General features: G+C 38.7%; 13 protein-coding genes and 1 pseudogene. 5 read left to right on the top strand and 9 right to left on the bottom strand.

The genetic code is table 11. The features are described 5' to 3' along the window. Positions 1-191: 191 nt before the first annotated feature. From H5079_RS12745 to H5079_RS12730, 4 genes and pseudogenes are all read right to left on the bottom strand, one after another. Positions 192-596 carry a DUF6691 family protein gene (locus H5079_RS12745; protein ID WP_182684238.1) on the bottom strand — a complete coding sequence of 135 codons (405 nt, stop codon included), beginning with the start codon at positions 594-596 and terminating at the stop codon, positions 192-194. 3 nt (positions 597-599) lie between these two features. Further along, positions 600-1013 (bottom strand): YeeE/YedE family protein, encoded by a 414-nt coding sequence (locus H5079_RS12740; protein ID WP_011328658.1) that lies wholly within the window; start codon positions 1011-1013, stop codon positions 600-602. Positions 1014-1016: 3 nt separating this feature from the next. Then, positions 1017-2276 (bottom strand): OmpP1/FadL family transporter, encoded by a 1260-nt coding sequence (locus H5079_RS12735; RefSeq protein ID WP_182684237.1) that lies wholly within the window; start codon positions 2274-2276, stop codon positions 1017-1019. Between the two features lie 229 nt (positions 2277-2505). Then, positions 2506-2697: pseudogene (locus tag H5079_RS12730) on the bottom strand (MFS transporter); the annotation flags it as partial. Positions 2698-2823: 126 nt separating this feature from the next. Here H5079_RS12730 and H5079_RS12725 point away from each other — a divergent pair. Continuing rightward, positions 2824-5016, top strand: a complete 2193-nt coding sequence (locus H5079_RS12725; RefSeq protein ID WP_182684236.1) for an exonuclease domain-containing protein — start codon at positions 2824-2826, stop codon at positions 5014-5016. On the opposite strand, the gene H5079_RS12720 is transcribed toward H5079_RS12725, so the two are convergent. The 5 genes from H5079_RS12720 to dinG all read right to left on the bottom strand — a co-directional run bounded on the left by H5079_RS12720 (position 5005) and on the right by dinG (position 9036). Continuing rightward, positions 5005-5166, bottom strand: coding sequence for a YbaM family protein (locus tag H5079_RS12720; protein ID WP_080516815.1), 162 nt, complete (start codon positions 5164-5166; stop codon positions 5005-5007). The genes H5079_RS12725 and H5079_RS12720 overlap by 12 nt on opposite strands. Beyond that, entirely contained in the window at positions 5156-5431 is a 276-nt protein-coding gene (locus H5079_RS12715) for a late competence development ComFB family protein (protein WP_182684235.1), read from the bottom strand. The genes H5079_RS12720 and H5079_RS12715 overlap by 11 nt, the downstream gene beginning before the upstream one ends. Before the next feature lie 140 nt (positions 5432-5571). Continuing rightward, positions 5572-6180 (bottom strand): primosomal replication protein, encoded by a 609-nt coding sequence (locus H5079_RS12710; protein ID WP_086999300.1) that lies wholly within the window; start codon positions 6178-6180, stop codon positions 5572-5574. 1 nt (position 6181) lies between these two features. Beyond that, positions 6182-6958, bottom strand: a complete 777-nt coding sequence (locus H5079_RS12705; RefSeq protein ID WP_011328650.1) for a TSUP family transporter — start codon at positions 6956-6958, stop codon at positions 6182-6184. 2 nt (positions 6959-6960) lie between these two features. Further along, positions 6961-9036: an ATP-dependent DNA helicase DinG gene (gene dinG / locus H5079_RS12700; protein ID WP_011328649.1), complete on the bottom strand. Its 2076-nt coding sequence runs from the start codon at positions 9034-9036 to the stop codon at positions 6961-6963. A gap of 59 nt (positions 9037-9095) precedes the next feature. Here dinG and H5079_RS12695 point away from each other — a divergent pair, with 59 nt between their 5' ends. The 4 genes from H5079_RS12695 to H5079_RS12680 all read left to right on the top strand — a co-directional run bounded on the left by H5079_RS12695 (position 9096) and on the right by H5079_RS12680 (position 19199). Then, a complete protein-coding gene (locus H5079_RS12695; protein ID WP_182684234.1) occupies positions 9096-11441 on the top strand; it encodes a DNA polymerase II in 2346 nt (781 codons plus the stop codon). Positions 11442-11813: 372 nt separating this feature from the next. Beyond that, positions 11814-14456 (top strand): TonB-dependent siderophore receptor, encoded by a 2643-nt coding sequence (locus H5079_RS12690; protein WP_182684233.1) that lies wholly within the window; start codon positions 11814-11816, stop codon positions 14454-14456. 61 nt (positions 14457-14517) lie between these two features. After that, a complete protein-coding gene (locus tag H5079_RS12685) occupies positions 14518-15465 on the top strand; it encodes a bifunctional 2-polyprenyl-6-hydroxyphenol methylase/3-demethylubiquinol 3-O-methyltransferase UbiG (protein ID WP_011328646.1) in 948 nt (315 codons plus the stop codon). Between the two features lie 836 nt (positions 15466-16301). Beyond that, positions 16302-19199 (top strand): TonB-dependent receptor domain-containing protein, encoded by a 2898-nt coding sequence (locus H5079_RS12680; protein ID WP_182684252.1) that lies wholly within the window; start codon positions 16302-16304, stop codon positions 19197-19199. The last annotated feature ends 165 nt before the right edge of the window (positions 19200-19364 follow it).

The raw sequence follows: 19364 nt of genomic DNA, 5'->3' as shown, positions 1-19364 counted from the left end.
ATCTGTTTTGGGTTTAATTAAACGCTCCTTTTAGGGGCGTTTTTTTAGCGCTATTCTACACAATTAATTAGCCACTTAGTCTTGAGTATTAAAAGGCCTAAATTCGGATAATAAGTGCTGGCTAATTACCTTTAAGTAATCCATTAACACCTGGTATTAATGGGTTACTTAAACAGCCTCTAAAATCAAACTTAAGTAAGCTTTTTAGTTAGCCACATACCGCCTAGCACGGCCGCAAAAAACAACAAAAATTCCACTTTAAGAGACACTAATTGAACCAAGCCAGGGCCTGGGCATATGCCACTTAAACCCCAGCCTAAACCAAAGAGTATTGAGCCAGTAATTAAGCGCGCATCAACTTTTTTCAAATCACTTAAGTTAAATGATCCTGAAAGGAGTGGCTTCTCTTTTTTTGCAACCCATAACCACGTAAGCATCATTATTAGCATGGCAACAGCCATCACTATAATTAAACTTGCGTCCCATTGGTTCCCGTAGGTAAGAAAGTTAATTACTTTAGCGGGGTTTGTCATACCGCTAATAATAAGCCCTAAGCCAAATATAAAGCCTATAACAACCATCATAATTGCTTTCATTACTTATCCTACCAGGTTTGCTGTAATAATGGCGACGAGCATAAATGTACACGTTGCAACCCAAGAGCGGGTAGAAAAACGCGACATGCCGCACACGCCATGGCCACTTGTACATCCATTAGCTAAAGTTGTACCTACGCCAACTAAAAGCCCCGCAACAATAATAAGCCAAGGCGACAACTGTAATTCGGCTTCTAATAAAGAAGGGGCAAATACTCTTACAGCTACACCTGCTAACAACAACCCTAAAATAAAGTATAACTGCCAACGAGAGCCCGAATTTGCTTTAGCAAATACAGACTTAACAATGCCCGATATGCCTGCAATTTTTCCGTATAAAACCAGTAATAACGTACACGCTATACCTATTAATGCACCGCCTATTGCAGCCGACACTGGGGTGAATTCTGTTACCATTTTTTAAATTTCCCAAACAATAGAAACACCTAAACCGGTTTGTTTCATTTCGATTGATACTTGCTGATTTGGCGCTAAGTAGTTAGCACCCGTTACTTTTTTTGCAGGCGAATAAAAAGCCATAGCGTTTAATTGTACCTTGTTGGTAAAAGAATGGCTAAAGCCCGTTGTAAAATGCCACTCTTGAACGCCCGGCGCTAAAATATTTAATATAACTTGGGACGAAGGAATAGGTTGCTCGGTGTAAGACACCCCAAAACGAATTTTTTGTTGCGGTGTACGCTGCCACTGATAACCAAGCTTATAAATAGTCATATCGTTCCAGCCAAATCCAGCGCCGGCGTTAGCTCCTAAAGGCGCTGACATTAAGTTATTGATTGGATTTGCAATACTTTTTACTTCGCTGTAATTGATTTTTTGCCAATCAAATACCACCTGATTACTAGGTGTAAGCTGATAAGCTGCACCAAGTTGAAACGAACTTGGCAGATCAAATCCGCCTTGCTCTGCAAACAAACCTTTATAGCTATCAAACTCTTCCATCGACACTGCTGAGCGGTAACTTGCGCCTAAACTAAGCGATGAGTTAATTGCATGGCTTATACCTAATTGAACACCAAACCCTGTACTTGTATCTGTGCCATTATTAGTAAGCGCTTCTGGTGATTGCGAAAAAGGAGCAAAGTTTTCAAGCCCTTGTGCTTCAAACTGTTGCACCACGTAAATGGGGGATACACCAAGGCGTGTTTGTTCATTCAACTTATAGCTTAAGGTTGGGCTAATAAAGAGTTGCTTTAAATCAACGCCTGCCGTACCAGCGTAAAAGGTGCCTTCAGGAGCGGACTCTGCGCTGTACTCGGTATTCATGCCGCCGTTGCCATACACTAATAAACCAATATTTACTTTTTCATTTAATTGATGACCAATAGCAAATTCTGGAATTGCAAACACGGTGTTGTCGCTTTTTTGTGTTTTTGCTGCAAGATAAAATGCGCCAGGGTAAAAAGTATCTACTTTTGATGCAGTGTATTTTCGCTCAGGAGAAAAAAGCTCTAAGCCCAGAGATAGCTGTGTTCCGTTTGGTAAAAAGGTTGCTGGATTATTAGCGCCAGACATTAGCTCTTCTGACAGCGCTACACCTGCGCCAGCCATACCTTTGTGGGTCATGCCGTAGCCGTGAGTAAAATAACCATTCGTCGCAAATGTACTAAATGAGCCCAACGCGCACGTTAAAGCTAAGCCTGATATTAACTGTTTTTTCATTTTGGTAGACACATAAAGTTGGAATTGGCGGACAATAGCTAACTTTTGATATTCTAAAAAGGAATTTAAATAGATTACTTATAATAAAAGGTAATAGAACAATGGCTATAAAGTTAAAATAAATGAGTATAGATTGCTATTTAACCTTTAGGTTATTTAAATCGCCATTATTAAATGGCACTATTGTGTGCAAAGGCAAAGCGGCGACTAATATCACCGCTTTTAAAAATCACATAGATTCGAGCGTTTTACCGCGGATTTCTTTAATATATTTAACAACAAAAAACAGGCTTATAAGTGCCGATAACGCATAAAATCCGTAAGCACCGGCAAGGCCTATATTGGCAAGCATAATAGGGAAGGTCATAGTAATTGCAAAGTTAGCAATCCACTGCGCACTGGCGGCCACAGCAAGGGCTGCAGCATCATAATTAGCGTAAGAAATAATATTATTAGCACTATTAATGGTGCTAAATCTTATCCTAATTAACGCCTGATAACTCAAAGCATTACTGATTACAACTTTAAGATTGAATAATAAGCATAAATGCTAGATACTGTTTTTATATACAGCTATGGCAATGTTATGAAAAAAGAATTACCAGCAAAATACTATTTAGCGCATTTTAGAGAGCTTATTGAGTTTGTAACAAGTAAATGTATGCATTTACTTGAGCCCAAGCACAGCGAATTTATTAAAAAAATTAATCAGCTTGATGAGCAAAGCCAGTGTATGTTGGCGCGCGTGTATTCGCGCAAACCCTATTTAGTACAAGCGCAGTCCCTCACTTATGAAGAAATAACCTCGCCGCATCAGGCTATTTATACGCTAAAAAAAGCAGGTATTTTATTTGAGCCGAACGAGCAGCATTATTCACAGCTTTTGGCGCACTTAACCAAACCTGCTTTACTAGAGTTACTAAGTAATTATTCTGATCAAATAAGCTATAAAAAGAGCGCCGCTAAAGGCGCGCTGGTGGATAGTGCACGTGAGTTTTTTAAAAGCTGCCCGCACGAGCTTGCACCGCTTTATAGCCAGTATGTAATTAATAACCGCAGCGATTATTATGAGTATTTTGAGTTTTTATTTGCAGGTAAACTAAGCAGTGGTGATGTGAATCATCAAAACCGTTTTGTAATGCGAGACTTAGGTTTAACCGCTACGCGTGAAGGGCATAGCGAGAGCTTATCGCGCTTTGAAACGAAGGCCGAGGCGCAATCAAACTATTTATTAAACCGTTACCGATTAGCATTTAAAAATATAACCGATGAGAGCGATTACGTTGCTTTAGCGCCGCAGGTTCTAGTGCAAGCTGCACATGGTGCAATAGCTGTTACGCTTAAAAATAAGTTATTAGTACAGCTTTTTAAACAGTTAAAAAACACCAATAGCGAACTTGCTTTTAGTTTACTTGAAGGGTGTGTTGATGATAGCGAAGCACACGAAATTCAAATAAGAGAGCAATACAGGCTTGGTAATAAACAGTGGGTAAAAGCACGCTTAGAAGCCATTATTGAAAATCCGCTAACGGATGATTTACTGTACTTTGCTGACGACTTTTTAATGCGTAAATTTAATAAGCAAACGCGTTCGCGTTTAAGCACTATGCTTGCTGACACTCAGTGCGTACTCGAAATTGACGAATTATACCGAGGTGAAGTAGAGCAAGGCGTAAACGATTATTACACTGGCCAAGGTATGCAGGTATTTAATACCGAAAACACATTGTGGCAAAGTTTGTTTGGTTTAGTATTTTGGCACGAATTATTTATTGATACCCCTTATCCGCCATGCAATGAGTTTGATATTTATCCGCAAGTATTAAGGCTTGGTAATTTTTATGCAGCGCAACCAGCACAAATAAATGAGCGCTTAGCACAGTGCCAAACACCTCAGGCATTACTTAAATTAGTATGTAAAAATGCAGCGCAATACTTTGATCAACCTAACGGTTTATTTAAATGGCATAACGAGTTATTACAACCACTAGAAGCGCTGATTTTAAATAGCCCAATTGAGGCGTTAATTACTCACTTAACTAATATGAGTAAACATTATTTACAGCTAAAAGACGGCTACCCCGACTTAATGGTTATCCATAACGGCAAAGTACATTTTGAAGAAGTAAAAGCCCCAGGCGACAAGCTAAGGCGAAATCAATTAACGACTATAGATAACTTAAAGAGCAGTGGTTTTGAGGTACATATAGCCGTTGTTAAATGGTTTATAGATCCCAACCGCATTTACAGCGTAGTTGATTTAGAAACGACAGGCGCATTAAAAGGCGGTAACAAAATAACCGAAATTGGCTTAGTTAAAGTACAGCATGGCAAAGTAATCGATACATGGACTACTTTAGTTAACCCACAGCGACATATATCAGGGTTTATCACGTCGTTAACCGGTATTAGCGATAGCATGGTAAGTAATGCGCCAGTATTTGCAGATATAGTAAAACCTTTAATGGCTAAATTAGCGGGAAGCATTTTTGTTGCGCACAATGTTAACTTTGACTACGGGTTTATTAAAAAAGAATGCGAAATGGCAAAGGTGCCTTTTAAAATGCCCAAGTTGTGCACTGTGGTGGAATCGCGTAAAGCCTTTGCGGGCTTAAAGTCGTACTCGTTGGGTAATTTGTCAAAGCACTTTAATTTAAACTTAACCAGCCATCACCGAGCGCTTGCCGATGCAACCGCCACAGCGCAGTTGTTACTGTTAATTCAAAAATCACAAAGCTAGCTTATTACTCTGCTTTTTTTCGAAGTCGATTTTTACTATTTCGAGTGCTTTAAGTACTTCATCAGGAGCAACGTCGTGTTGCTCTAGTAGCATAATTAAATCGACTGCGAGTTTTATATGGGTTGGTGCTTGTTGTAGATTATTGCTCATGCTGGGGTTTCTTTTTTGCAATTTGGCTAATTGCTACATCAATGGCTGTTTGCACCCGCTGTTGCATATGCATACGCTCTGTTTGTGATAAATAATAGGCCATATCTACGTCGGAGCGAATATAGCGCGCAGGCAGTTGATTTAAAACAGTACAGCAAAAATCGGCCATTACATCATCAGTATACTGTTCATTAAGTTTGCGATTAATTACTTCTTCTAAAACAAATTTTTCATAAAAGTTATGTATATCTTCGTGTAATTGCATATTCCACTCGCTCGTTTTTAATCCATTTAATTGAGTTTATACCAAGGAACAGTATAAATCGAGGGGATAGCTTTACAGCTATTTATTAACGGTTAATTAGTTAACGGCTTGATTGGCATTGTGAAACATACTTAAAGTGTTTAGCGAAGTTGTTGTTTTTCTACACGTTGTATTTTTTCTTCGGTGGCCGAAATCGCTTTTCTACAGCGCCCTAAGCGTGCATGCGTTGTTAATATTTCCATATTTAGCTTTTGTGCTTTAGCCGGGGTTGCTTTATCCATTTGCATTTTGCGCTCTTCAATCATTAACAATAATCGGCGTTCAAACTCGTGATTTTGTTTAAGTTCGTCATAAAGCTCATGAGAAGATTGTATTACTTGTTGCACGGCTTGTTTATAAACGGCTTGTTTGGGACGTGGTTTATAATGACTTTTATTTTCTTTTATCCAAATAGGGGTTGATTTAATAACATTAAAAACAGCTTGTACTTGTGTTGCTATACGCTCAAGTGCGTAGGTGTATGCATGGCGATGCTCACTTGGTGGTAAAGACGATACTTCGTCTTCTATTTCGGTTACATAGTCGGCTAGGTTCATACTTTTAGTACTAAAAACAGCACGGTCAAATAAGCTTGGTTGCGCTTGCATATAACGATTTTTAGAAAACAGTTTTGCTTTATCAAATTGCTCGGCTTGCTGCTTTAAGGTTGCAACTTGTTGGCGTAGTTTATCAAAAGCGGGTGAGTGCATATTAAAAGTAAGCCTCGTAAATAAGTTTTAGTGCTAATAATATAACCATAGTATTAAATACTGGGCGAATAAACTTGCTGCCAAAGCGTATTGCTGAATGCGCGCCAAACCATGCGCCTAGCATGATAAAAAAGCCCATAGTAATACCCAGTAAAAAGTTAACATGGCCTAATGCTACAAAAGTAATAAGTGAAATAAAGTTAGACACAAAGTTCATTGAGCGCGATAAACCACAATTTAGCAGTAGGTTCATTTTATATAGCATGCCGTTTGAGGCGGTCCAAAAGGTGCCTGTACCTGGTCCTGCTAAGCCATCAAAAAAACCTAAGCTTAAGCCTTGCAGCCACTGCTTTATTTTCATTGTTTGGGTAAGCTTTGGTAGTTCACTTCCCTCTGTGGTACTTAAACTACCAAACAAGCTATAACAGGCTACAACAATTATAATTATAGGTAATAATTTATTTAAGAAGTCGATACTTAAGTGATCAACTATTAAAGTGCCTATTAATGCGCCAATGGCGGTGGCAAAAATAGAGGCTAGCCAAAACTTAGGGTTAAATAAGTCTTTTTTATAATAAGTATAACTTGCAGTTAAAGAGCCAAAGCTTGCGGCTAATTTATTTGTGCCAAGCGTTAAATGCGGTGGTAAGCCTGCTGTTAATAAAGCAGGAACCGTTAACATACCACCACCACCGGCGATGGCGTCAATAAAACCTGCGGCAAGTGCAACGGCACATAAAATAGCCCAGGTTGTTGGATCGAGTGCAAGTTCAAACATTATTAATAATCTATCTGTCTTTTAAAAGGAGGTAAGGTGTCGAGCATTGCTTTGCCGTATCGCTTAGTGATCAAGCGTCTATCGAGAATAGTAATACAGCCAGCATCGCTTTCTTTACGCAGCAGTCTACCACAGCTTTGTACCAATTTCTTTGCCGCATCGGGAACGGTTATTGATAAAAAAGGATTGCCGCCTTTACTTTGTACAAACTCGGCTTGCGCTTCTTCAATTGGCGAGGTGGGTACGGCAAAAGGAATTTTTGTAATTATTAGATTCTCTAGGTATTTACCTGGTAAATCAAGGCCTTCTGATAGGCTTTGGGTGCCAAATAAAATACTACCTTTGCCTTCATCAATATTTTTAGTATGTAATTTAAGCATTGCCTCACGCGACATTTCGCCTTGTACTAATAAGTTAAAACCTTTTGTTCTAAGAAACTTTGATACATGGTCCATTTGCCAATAAGAAGCAAACAATACTAGGTTGGCTTTTTTGGTGTCTAAATACTCAGGTAGAGTATTGGCTAAGTGATCGCTAAATGCTTTATCGGTTGGTTCAATTTTAGAAACCGGAATACGCAAAGTTGCTTGATTAGGGTAGTCGAAAGGCGAGGGCACTTTAATAAATTTAACGCCTTCCTCTTTGGCCAGGCCTGTTTCGTAAGCAAAATGATCAAACGAGCCTAAAGCACTTAATGTAGCCGAGCATAAAACTGCGCCCGCGCACTCGCTCCATAGCTTGTCTTTTAAGTAGTAACCTACTTCAATAGGGCAGTCGCTTAATAAATGGTCATGGTGGTTTTTATACTCAAGGCGCTTTATCCATCTAGCATGCGGTGTACCTTCACCTTTATTTGCATAGCTAAACCACAGCTTATTTAATTGCTCTAAACGATTTATGTATTGCCCGCTCTCGCCTAAAATAGGGTCGGCTACGTAGGGTTTTATATCGCCGTCGCTTACATCTTGGGTTAGCGTGTCATGCATTTTACTTAAGCAGCGCAGTGCATCTTGCGTGGCTTCGCTTATATCTTTGGCTTTACTGTGTAGTGACTGTGGAATTTCGCCATTTTCGAACCTGTAAGTATCATCTTTTGAATATTCAAAGTCAGCATTATCGAGAATGTCGCGTACTACTTTTAAATCTTTGTTGGCGTCGTTAATGCTATCGCAAAGCTTAAAGTTTTGTCCTATCGCCTTTTGACCCACTATTACTTTAGCCATTTTTCCGCTAAATTTAGTGAGCTTATCGAGCCACTCTATGGTGCCTTTTATTGTCGCCGCCGCGGATGAAAAGTCGCGAGTAATATGTGCTAAGTGGTGTGCTTCATCAATTACATAAATAGTGTTGTCGGGTTCGGGTAAAATTTTACCACCGCCTAAGTCTAAATCTGCAAGTAATAAAGAGTGGTTGATCACCAGTACATCCATTTGCATTAATTGCTGACGCGCAAGCTGAAACGGGCAGGTTTGATGCGCTTTCATTTGGCGCTGGCACGAATGTTTATCGCAGGCTATTAATCCCCATACTTTATCAGGAACTGTGTCGGCCCAGCTATCTCTGTCGCCTTGCCATTTTTTTGTCGTATAAGCGGTGTAAAGCTCATTTAAACATTTGGTTTCCATTACGCTTAAAGGGGAGCTAAGCGTAGGCATAAATTCCATTTGTGTTTGGCTATCGCCGTTAACCGCATTGTGTAGTTTATGAGCGCAAATATATCGCTGGCGACCTTTTACTAAATCAAACTTAAAACTAAGCCCTGAATGCTTTTTAAAAAAAGGTAACTCTTTGGCTATTAACTGCTCTTGCAGCGCAACTGTGGCGGTTGAAATAACTAATTTCTTTTTTTGTGCTAGCGCAAGTGGCAGAGCGCCTAAACAATATGCCAGAGACTTGCCCGTGCCTGTACCTGCTTCTATAACGCAAATACGTTGTTTTTTGTGATATTCCCCCGCAAGCGTTTTTGCTATTTCGGCAACTAAGTAATTTTGGCTGCTACGTGGGCGGTAATCACTTAGGTTATTAGCCACATGCTGATGTACTTGCCTAATAGTTTTTTTTAGTGAGCTCGATAGCATGTGATGATTACCTAAAGTATGTATATAATTACAGTGTATATATTAAGTGGGATCGGACATTGACACAAGCAATCTATCAGGGCTTTATTTTATCAAGGCAACAATACTCGTCTAAAAACAGGCAGGGCCTTACTTTGTGTTATTGGTTAAGCTCTGAGTATGGGCCTATAAAGGTGGTTGTTGAAAACCAGCAAGCCGTATTTTTTATTGCGCAACAACAGCAGCCTCTTGCACAAACGTTATTAGCCAAAGCCAAAATAAAGGTAAGTTTTAAAGCGGTTAATATGCGCCACTTTAGTGGTGTTGACTGCACAGCTTGTTATTTTAACGACAGTAGTAGCCTTTATAAAGCAAGAGCCCAGCTTGAGGAGCAAATAAATATATACGAAGGCGATATTCGCCACAGCGACCGATTTTTAATGGAGCGCTTTATTAAAGGAGGAGTGTGGGTAACTGGAGAGGCGCTACAAAAAAATGGCTTTATCGAAATTACTCAAGCAAAACTAAAAGCTAACCCAAACTATACGCCACAGCTTGCGTCGCTTTCATTAGATATAGAATGTAACGCAGAAGGCGTGTTGTTCTCGGTTGGATTAGTTGGTAATGGCCTAGATTGCGTATTAATGATTGGTGAGCCACAGCCCCACAGTAACGCATTTAGTATTGACTGGTGCGTTGATGAAATAAATTTACTGCAAAAATTACAGTGCTACATTACTAGTAACGATCCGGATGTGATTGTGGGTTGGAATGTAATTGAATTTGATTTTAGCGTACTTAATGCGCGCGCAGAAGCATTAGGACTGGTGCTTAATTTAGGTAGAGATCAACAACCTTTAACAATTAGAACGGGTCATTACACCCGGCTTACTTTACCTGGGCGCAGCGTAATAGATGGTATAGATACACTAAAAAATGCCACTTATCATTTTGATAGTTATTCGTTAGCTAATATTTCTCATAAAGTGCTGGGCGAGTCTAAGTTAATTCAAGCTGATAATCGCCTTAGCGAAATTATTCGTCAATTTAATCACGACAAGCTCGCACTTGCCGCTTATAACCGCCAAGACTGTATATTAGTAAATAGAATTTTTGTTAAGTTAAAGCTATTTGAATTTGCCATAGTAAGAACGCAACTTACAGGGCTTGAACTAGAACGTATGGGCGGCTCGGTAGCTGCATTTACCAACCTATATTTACCCTTATTACATCGCAGTGGCTATGTTGCACCTAATTTAGGCGATCATGGCTTATCGTTTGAAAGCCCTGGCGGTTATGTAATGGAGTCGACTCCTGGTTTATATAAAAATGTATTAGTGCTCGACTTTAAAAGCTTGTATCCGTCAATTATGCGCACTTTTTGTATTGATCCATTAGGCCTTATAGAGGGACTAAACTCTCCTGAAAAAGCGGTAGCAGGGTTTAACGATGCACTTTTTTCACGCGAGCTGCATCACTTACCTAAATTAATTAAGCACTTAACCCGTACTCGCCAAAAAGCCAAAGACACCAACCAGCCAATGCTTTCTCAGGCAATAAAAATAATAATGAACAGCTTGTATGGCGTATTAGGCTCTAAAGGTTGCCGATTTTACGATCCAAGGCTCTCAAGTTCAATTACACTTAGGGGGCACGAGATCATGCAAACCACCCGAAAATGGATTGAAGAGCTAGGTTATGAGGTTATTTATGGCGACACAGATTCAATATTTGTAAAAGTAAATGAGCGCTTAAATGCCACACAGTGTAATGAAATAGGTAATGATGTGATGCAAGTTATTAACAAACGCTGGTCTGATAGCATTAAAACTCGCTTTTCGTTGACCAGTTATTTAGAAATAGAGTTTGAAACCCATTACAGCCCATTTTTTATGCCAACCATAAGAGGAAAAAAAATAGGCTCAAAAAAACGTTACGTTGGCCAAATTGATAAAAACAACGCCAAGCAGCTCATTTTTAAAGGAATGGAAACCGTGCGCAGCGATTGGACCCAGTTTGCACAAGAGTTTCAAACCGAACTTTTTAAAACATTATTTGATCAACAATTTAAAATAGAGCAATTAAACGACATTATAAAAAGCTACACTAAAAAACTATACGCAGGGGAGTTTGATAAAAAACTTATATACCGTAAACGTTTAGGCCAAAATTTAAGTGACTATGTAAAAAATATTCCCCCGCATGTGCAAGCAGTAAAAAAATATAAAGCGAATAACCCCGACTTTGATGTAAAGCGCGGCCAAATAATAGAATATGTTTATGCTATTAATGGCGCTGAAATTTACAATGCAAACAACACCCTCAATTACCCTCTTTATATACAGCGGCAGCTAGAACCAGTTGCCGATATGATTCTAAGCGCACTTGGCGTACAGCCAAACTCAACCCAAAGTACCTTGTTTTAAGCTTAATAATCAGTAAAAAATCAAAGTGTGAAACTGATTAAATAAACTGTTTACAAAAATTCACATGCCGAAAGTTAACAAGTATGATTTTAATTAAACTACAGTCGAAAATAACACTGAAGTAAACTAATTTAAAAACAATGGGTTATTTTTATTTTTTAATTTGTATCGCACTTACCAAAAGACTTTTTGTAAACGACCAGTACTAATAGCGGTGATTTAGTGTGATATATGATAATGACAGGTCACTTAAAGTTAATTTTATGTTGACCTTTCTGTTCTCATAGTATTATCATTGGTTGCATAATCATTGTTTATTCGTAATCAGATGATTAAATATAAAAAATAAAATAGTATTCTTGGGAGAATCAAATGTTAAATAATCAAGTTTCAAAAGCTGTTCGCTTAGCAATCGCTTTTGGTGCAGCTTCAACAGCTGTATTTTCAGCAAGCTCAATTGCTGCTGAAGAAGGCGTAGAAAAAGTAGAGCGTATCGCTGTTACTGGTTCACGTATTAAAAGAACTGACCTAGAAGGTTCTGTACCTGTAACTGTTATCGATCGTGCTGCGATTGACTTTTCAGGACAAACTTCTGTTTCAGACTTATTACGTAATACAAGCTTTAACTCGGCGGGTTCATTTCGTCCACAGTCTGGTAGTTCTGCGCAAGGTGTTTCGCAAATTAACTTACGTGGTTTAGGTGCTTCACGCTCACTAATTTTAGTTGATGGTCGTCGCTTACCTAAGTCACCTTCAACTGGTAACTCACAAGATTTGAACTCAATTCCAATGGCGGCGGTTGAGCGCATTGAAATTTTATCTGATGGTGCTTCTGCAGTATATGGTTCTGACGCTATCGCTGGTGTAGTTAACATTATTACCAGAAAAGATTTTAACGGTATTGAAATGCGTATCGGTGCTTCAGAAGTAAGCTTACCGAAAGACGGTGGTGACCGTGAAGAAGGCTCTGTAGTATTTGGTGCTTCAAGCGATAAGTCTTCTGTAATTGGTGGTGTTTCTTGGAACAGCCGTGACATTATTTATGAAAATGCTTACGAATGGGTACAACCTGGTGCTTCAAGCTTTGGCGCAAACTGGGTAAGACCAAGTGGCTACGATGGTATTGGTGCTGATGGCGAGCCAAGTGCTGGTGGCTTAAGTTCAATTTTATCAGCTAGCGCTTGTGATGGAATCGATAACTTCTTTTCACTAGGTGATGATTTCTGTGCATATAACTTTAACGCGACAAATGCTAACGAAGCTTCTACATCAAACACATCAGCGTTCTTAAAAGCTAATTATGATATTAATGATGACTGGAGAATCTTGTCTCATACTCTAGTATCAAAAACTAAGTCTTTTGGTCGTTACGCGCCAACATTGAATGACGCAGGTGTTGGTGCTTTCATGTCAGCTGATAGCCCAAATAACCCAACTAACCCAGCTAGCCCATTTTATGATGCTCCTTCAGATGGTCTAGGTGCACGTGAAGTTGGATATCGTCATCGTTTTGCTGCATTAGGTAATCGTGATAGTCAAGTTGATAACTGGTCTACAGACTTTATGATTAGTGTTGAAGGGCAAATCGGTAATGTTTTTGTTGATTTTGGTGCGCGTAAAAACCAAACAAAAACCTATGAAATTGGTCGTGGTTATTTAATGGGTTCAAATGCAAGAACAGCTGTTGATAACGGTGATTACATGCTAAATGACCCATTTGGCACACGTTTTACTACAGATGAAGAACGTAATAATTACGCTAAAGTACTAAACGGCTTGAATGTAACTACATCGCGAATTGGTACTTTCCAACAAGAAGAAGTGTTTGGTTCTGCTGCATTTGACGTAATGGAAATGAATGGCGGAACTCTACAAGCTGTTGTTGGTCTTGAGTACCGTAAAGAAGATTATTCTGATACGTACGATTCATTATCAGAAGCTGGTCAAGTAGGTGGTTCTGCAGGTAATAGTGCTGGTGGTGGTCGTAATTTAACAAGTGCTTACTTTGAAGCATTATTCCCAGTTATGGAAGGCCTAGAGTTTACATTAGCAGGTCGTTACGATGATTATTCTGATTATGGTTCAGATTTTTCACCTAAAGTTTCAGTAAAATACGATGTGAATGATGAACTTGTATTACGTGCATCATATGGTGAAGGTTTCCGCGCACCTACATTGGATATCCTTACAGCTAAGCCAGCTCCAGATAACCCAAGTGTATCAGATGATCCATCTTGTTTAAATTTAGGTTTGGCAGCAGGTTGTGACGTACAAGTAAGCGCGATTACTTTAGCAAACGCAGAAATGGGTTCTGAATCATCAGAGCAGATTTCATTAGGTTTAGCTTACCAACCAACAGATTGGTTAAACTTTTCTGCTGATTATTATGAGATTGAAATCTCTAACATGATCCGTTTCTTTGGTTCAGATACAATCCTAACTCGTGAACAAACAGGTGACCCAATTCCTGCAGGTTTAGGTGTTACACGTTTAAGCAACGGTGGTATTGACCTTATCACTCAGGGTTATGCTAACGAAGGTAAATGGGAAGTTAGTGGTTTAGATGTAAATTTAAACACAACATTTGACTTTGATGCAGCAGGTACGTTAAAGCAAACATTACAATTTAGTCACCAGTTTGAAAGTAAAATTGATGGTGGTCGTAATACACTTAAAGACACAGGTGAGCCACAGCAACGTGCTTCATTGTCAAATAGCTATGCAATACAAGACTTTGACTTTACTTGGAATATCAACATGATTGGTTCTCAGTATGAAGATGTAAGGCAAGTAGCTGGCGGTAATGTGGAACGTACAGGTAATATTGCAACGTGGATAACACATGATTTACAAGCAACGTATAGCTTCCCTACAGGCACTAAGGTTTCTGTTGGTATGCAAAATGCCTTTGAAAAAGAGCCACAGTTAAGCAGCTTTGGCGGTCGTAGCTATAACTTCGACCTTTATGATGCTTACGGTCGTGTTACATACTTACGTTTCTCACAATCGTTTTAATTTATAAAATAAGTTAAATAAAAAGGTGGGTTTAAAACCCACCTTTTTTTATGGGTAAAAAATGCAACATTGGAATTCATACTGGTCAAGGACCAAATCACTTAATAGTTTTGCAGAAGGGGAGCACAGCCAAGGTTATAAAGGCATTGTCGCCAGTTTTTGGCAAACTATTTTTAAATCACTACCTGAATCAACTACAATTTTAGACCTAGCTACCGGGAATGGTGGACTGGCTGTTTTAGCACAGCAATTTAATGCAAGTTTTGATGTTTATGCATCAGACGCGGCAAACATAGCACCATTATCTCAACATGCCCCCTCAGATTCTAATTACAAACACCTCGAAAAAATACATTTTTATGGCAATATGCCCTCTGAAACCTTAGCGTTTGAGAACGTTCAATTTGATAGTGTTATAAGTCAATTTGGTTTTGAGTATGCAGAGCCCGCCGCCGCTCTTTTAGCGGTAAATAAGGCATTAAAACCTAATGGTGAATTTATTGCGTTAGTACATCATCAAGACTCATTTATTTCTACAGATTGTAAAATTGGGTTAAAAGTACTCAAAGACTTAAGTAAAGACAATGGTTTGTTATTGCAACTTCAAGACTTCGCTGATTTTTGTCAGTCTATTACAAATAAGGTAGAGCCGACTGCTGAGCAACAAGTTCAATTTAAGCAAAAAAATGTAGACCTGTTACAGCAAGTAAAATATCAGCAGAGTAAATGCAACAGTGAAGATGAGTTAGACTGGTTTAATTTGTTAGTAAAAGAGCTACTTCCAGCGATCATTGATTGGCCGAAAACAGACAGTAAAAGAGTAGAAGAACTCCGTGATAATTTATATTCTTTTCAGCTTCGCTTACAAGATCAACAAGCCGCATCGTGGTCAAACTCAGATGTTGAGTATATAAAAACCCTTCTGCAAGATAATTGGTCCAGCTACGAGTTCGATGTTATGAAAATAGACGCAGGTATTTTTTGTTGGGTTATAAAAGCACGAAAGTAAATTTAACATTGAATGTATTGTACTAATTTAAAAGTGTAAATTAGTACAATAATAAATAGCTATGTAGTTCTTCATTGCTGTTTAAATTAAGTAAAAAAGAGTTGTAAATTACTATCTGCTTATTACAACCAATTATCTCTCCATTAATAACGCAACAGCCTGCAGGCTATTAATACTGTAGCGGTCTGTTTTAAATAGTTATCTTTCTGACTTGAGGCATATAAACCTCTGCCCCTTTGCTTATTTTATATAAGCTTTAAAGTTATTAATCCGCTAAGTGACTTTGTAGATATGTAGCAGCTACTATTACGCTTTTGTGCAGTTAAACTCAATTGTTCTATTTAGTTAGTAATATGTTACTGCTTTAGTATGGGCTGTTTTTCAATTTTAATGTAAAGCTAGCTTAATAATTACTAAACCAAACATAATACAGAGATTAATTATAAGTAATATTACCTTTACTTCTATACCTTTATTTTTGCTCTATGCCCCGCCAAATATGAAAAGCTGATTTTTATCAGTTGATTCATATACCCCTAAAAACTCAATTATAGATAAACAATAGTACCCACAATAAGTGCGGTAAATTGTTTATCAGATATTATTCATTGTGTTTATATGAATAAATGTGCTTTGTAAATGTATGTAAACAAGGGCTGTTTTATGTTAACTAGGTGTTGACCTGATGGTGTCCTTAGTAATACTCTTTAATTTGAAAATAGATGCTATGCATATATCGCAGCTTTATTTTTCATAAAAAATGATAAAAATAAAATAGAAATATAGGGAGAATCAAATGATTAAATAATCAAGTTTCAAAAGCTGTTCGCTTAGCGATTGCTTTTGGTGCAGCATCAACAGCTTTATTTTCAGCTAGTTCATTTGCGGCAGAAGAAGGTGAAGTTGTAGAAGAAGTAGAAAAAATTCAGGTTTTAGGCTCTCGTATCCGCACAGATAGTTTTGCTAGTGATACGCCTATTACTATCATTTCTGTAGAAAATGCAGCTAATCAAGGTATTACGTCATTAGGAGAGTTACTGCGTACCAGCACAATTGCTGCTGGTTCTAGTCAAGTTACCTCTGCATTATCAGTTGGCTATGTTACTTCAGGTGGCGCTGGCACAGAAACTATTTCAATGCGTGGCCTTGGAGCTAATCGTACATTAGTACTGTTGAATGGTCGTCGTGCTGGTCCTGCAGGTACGCGCGGACAAGTATCATCATTTGATATGAATGCATTACCAATATCTGCTATTGAACGTATTGAAGTTTTAAAAGATGGTGCATCTTCTCTTTATGGCTCTGATGCGGTTGCAGGTGTAATTAATATTATTACTAAAAAAGGTGATGATAAGTCTATTTCAGTTGACCTTTCGCAGCCATTTGAGTCAGGCGGTGAGCAGCAACGTATCAACTTCTCAATCGGTGAAGAGTTTAAAAAAGGCTCAATTCGAGTAGTTGGTGATTATAAAGTGCAGCATGAGTTACAACGTGGCGATCGTGAGTTTTTCGATTGTAGCGCCCGTAGATATTATAACAAAGATGGTGAGCGAGCTGATCCGATCGATCCACGAACAGGTAATTATCACTGTAATGAATCAGGCTATGGTTTGTGGTTGAGCAATGATGGCGCATCAAACTTTGACTCTGGCTATGGCTCTTACGATTATGATGGTTTTTTTGGTAACAATGGTTACAGTAGCTTTAATGATGCTGCTAGTGGTCCAGGCGATTTTACGACTCCAGATGGTTGGTATAATGTAGGGTTTGATAAAGAGTCTGATGGTTGGAGAAATCTAGAGCATCCATTTTCTGACAACGAATCAATGATACCTAAAACAGCTACTTATTCATTGTTTTTACAAGGTGACTATAGCTTTACGGATAGTATAAGTGGTTATGCAGAAGCCTTATATAGTTCTCGTAAAACTGAAACACAAGCATACCGTCAATTTTGGGTTGGTGATATAGCTCGACCTGATGCTGATTTATATGAAGGTTTTGGTGGTGATGTTCGAATTATGCCAGTTGCATTGACGGATCATTATGGTAGCGAAACGACGATCGACTACAGACGTTTTGTTCTTGGTTTGGAGGGTTCTTTAGGTTTTTGGGATTGGGACGTTTCTTATCAAAACAGCCATAGTAAAGGTGAATACCAAAATAAAGTAATTTACCGCGATTCAATGGTAATGGCCCAACAGCATTTAGGAAATGGGACATCATGTTCTGGTGAGGTTACTGCTAATTCAGGAAAAGCATGTGTTGATGTACCTTGGACAGATCCACAATTTTTATATGGTAATCCTTCAGATGAAGTTCGTAACTTCTTATTTGGTGAAGAAACAGGTGAAACCATTTACAAGCAACAAACGCTAGAAGCATATATTACGGGTGATTTATTTGAATTACCTGCAGGTGCAGTTGGCAGTGCATTTGGTATGTCTTATCAAAAAGATGAGCTAGATGATACGCCAGGAGTCGCTTCTTCTACTGGTAATTCTTGGGGTTTAAGCAGTGCGAGTCGTACAGCAGGGACACAAAATACTCGTGCCGTATTTGGTGAAATTCGAGTGCCACTTTTTCAGGGTGAACCATGGGCTGAGCGCATGGAGTTAACAACATCAGGGCGTTGGACTGATGTATCTACTTACGGTAGCGATAACACGTTTAAAGTAGGTTTAGTATGGGAAGTTGTTGATGGTTTCACACTAAGAGGTTCTCGTGGTTCATCGTTCCGCTCTCCAGCATTGTATGAGCTATACTTAGCAGGGCAAACGGGTTTCCTTGGTCAGAACTCAGTTGATCCATGTTTTGATTACGGCTCAGGATATGCAGATGGTACTGTTTCAGAACGTACCTATAACAACTGTTTAGCTTCTGGTGTACCTACTGATTATGATGGCTCTACTGCAAGTTCAGCTACGAGTGTAACAAGTGGTGGTGCAGGGCGTTTAACAGCTGAAACTTCGATTTCGGAAGGTTTTGGTTTTGTGTGGACAAGTCCAGAAAATACTTACGCATTCTCAGCTGATTACTACAAAGTTGATATTAGCAACCAAGTAGCTAATTTAGGTGGCAGTGATATAACTAGCACTTGTTATAACTCTGAAAACTTCCCGAATGATCCTATTTGTACTCAGTTCACGCGAAATGATGGAACAGACGGCAACTACGGTATTGATACTATTTACGGTGGTTACACTAACGTTGCGAATCAGAGCACTCGTGGCGTTGATTTAAACTTCACTTACCGTGATGATTTTGATTTTGGTTCGGTATACTTCAACATTGAGCATACTGTTCAGTTAGAGCGCACTTACCAGCTTTTTGCTGACAGTGAGCCAAGCCAATACATTGGTGAGATTGGTGATCCTAAACATGTTGGTAATATTTCAGCAACATTTAAAAAGGATGACTGGAGCTTAACATGGACTACACGGTATGTTGATGAAACGAATGATTATGAATATTACGATGATTCAAATGAATCAACTTACCGTGGTGAAGAGATTACTTTTGTAGCTGAAACACCTAAAGTATTTTACCATTCACTTTCAGGTAATTTAAAGCTTGACCAATTTGATGTAACAATGGGTATTGCGAACGTTTTTGATGAAGAGCCGCCGCAAGTATCACCTAGTTATGTTAGAGCTGTTGGTAATAGTGCGCTTTATTCACAATATGATAATTTAGGCCGTAGATTCTTTGCGAATGTTACTTATAATTTTTAATTAGCATTTAGATTAAAGTCTATTTATTAAGCCCTCGTAGGAGTAATGCCAGTCAGTTAAGCTGACTGGTATTTTTATTTTTGTTAGATGGGTATTTTGATGGTTTGGGTTTTAACCATCTTTTATAGCTTCTTTCTTCACGCCTTTGTGGCAATTTAAAGTAAC

The organism is Pseudoalteromonas sp. SG44-5 (assembly GCF_014164175.1).
Classification (GTDB): domain Bacteria; phylum Pseudomonadota; class Gammaproteobacteria; order Enterobacterales; family Alteromonadaceae; genus Pseudoalteromonas; species Pseudoalteromonas nigrifaciens.
The sequence above is the reverse complement of the archived record's forward strand: the minus strand, read 5'-3'. Positions and strand labels throughout refer to the sequence as shown.

Coding starts and splice junctions, on each gene's coding strand:
- H5079_RS12745 (WP_182684238.1), bottom strand. CDS start 596: ATGAAAGCAATTATGATGGTTGTTATAGGCTTTATATTTGGCTTAGGG.
- H5079_RS12740 (WP_011328658.1), bottom strand. CDS start 1,013: ATGGTAACAGAATTCACCCCAGTGTCGGCTGCAATAGGCGGTGCATTA.
- H5079_RS12735 (WP_182684237.1), bottom strand. CDS start 2,276: ATGAAAAAACAGTTAATATCAGGCTTAGCTTTAACGTGCGCGTTGGGC.
- H5079_RS12725 (WP_182684236.1), top strand. CDS start 2,824: ATGCTAGATACTGTTTTTATATACAGCTATGGCAATGTTATGAAAAAA.
- H5079_RS12720 (WP_080516815.1), bottom strand. CDS start 5,166: ATGAGCAATAATCTACAACAAGCACCAACCCATATAAAACTCGCAGTC.
- H5079_RS12715 (WP_182684235.1), bottom strand. CDS start 5,431: ATGCAATTACACGAAGATATACATAACTTTTATGAAAAATTTGTTTTA.
- H5079_RS12710 (WP_086999300.1), bottom strand. CDS start 6,180: ATGCACTCACCCGCTTTTGATAAACTACGCCAACAAGTTGCAACCTTA.
- H5079_RS12705 (WP_011328650.1), bottom strand. CDS start 6,958: ATGTTTGAACTTGCACTCGATCCAACAACCTGGGCTATTTTATGTGCC.
- dinG (WP_011328649.1), bottom strand. CDS start 9,036: ATGCTATCGAGCTCACTAAAAAAAACTATTAGGCAAGTACATCAGCAT.
- H5079_RS12690 (WP_182684233.1), top strand. CDS start 11,814: ATGTTAAATAATCAAGTTTCAAAAGCTGTTCGCTTAGCAATCGCTTTT.
- H5079_RS12685 (WP_011328646.1), top strand. CDS start 14,518: ATGCAACATTGGAATTCATACTGGTCAAGGACCAAATCACTTAATAGT.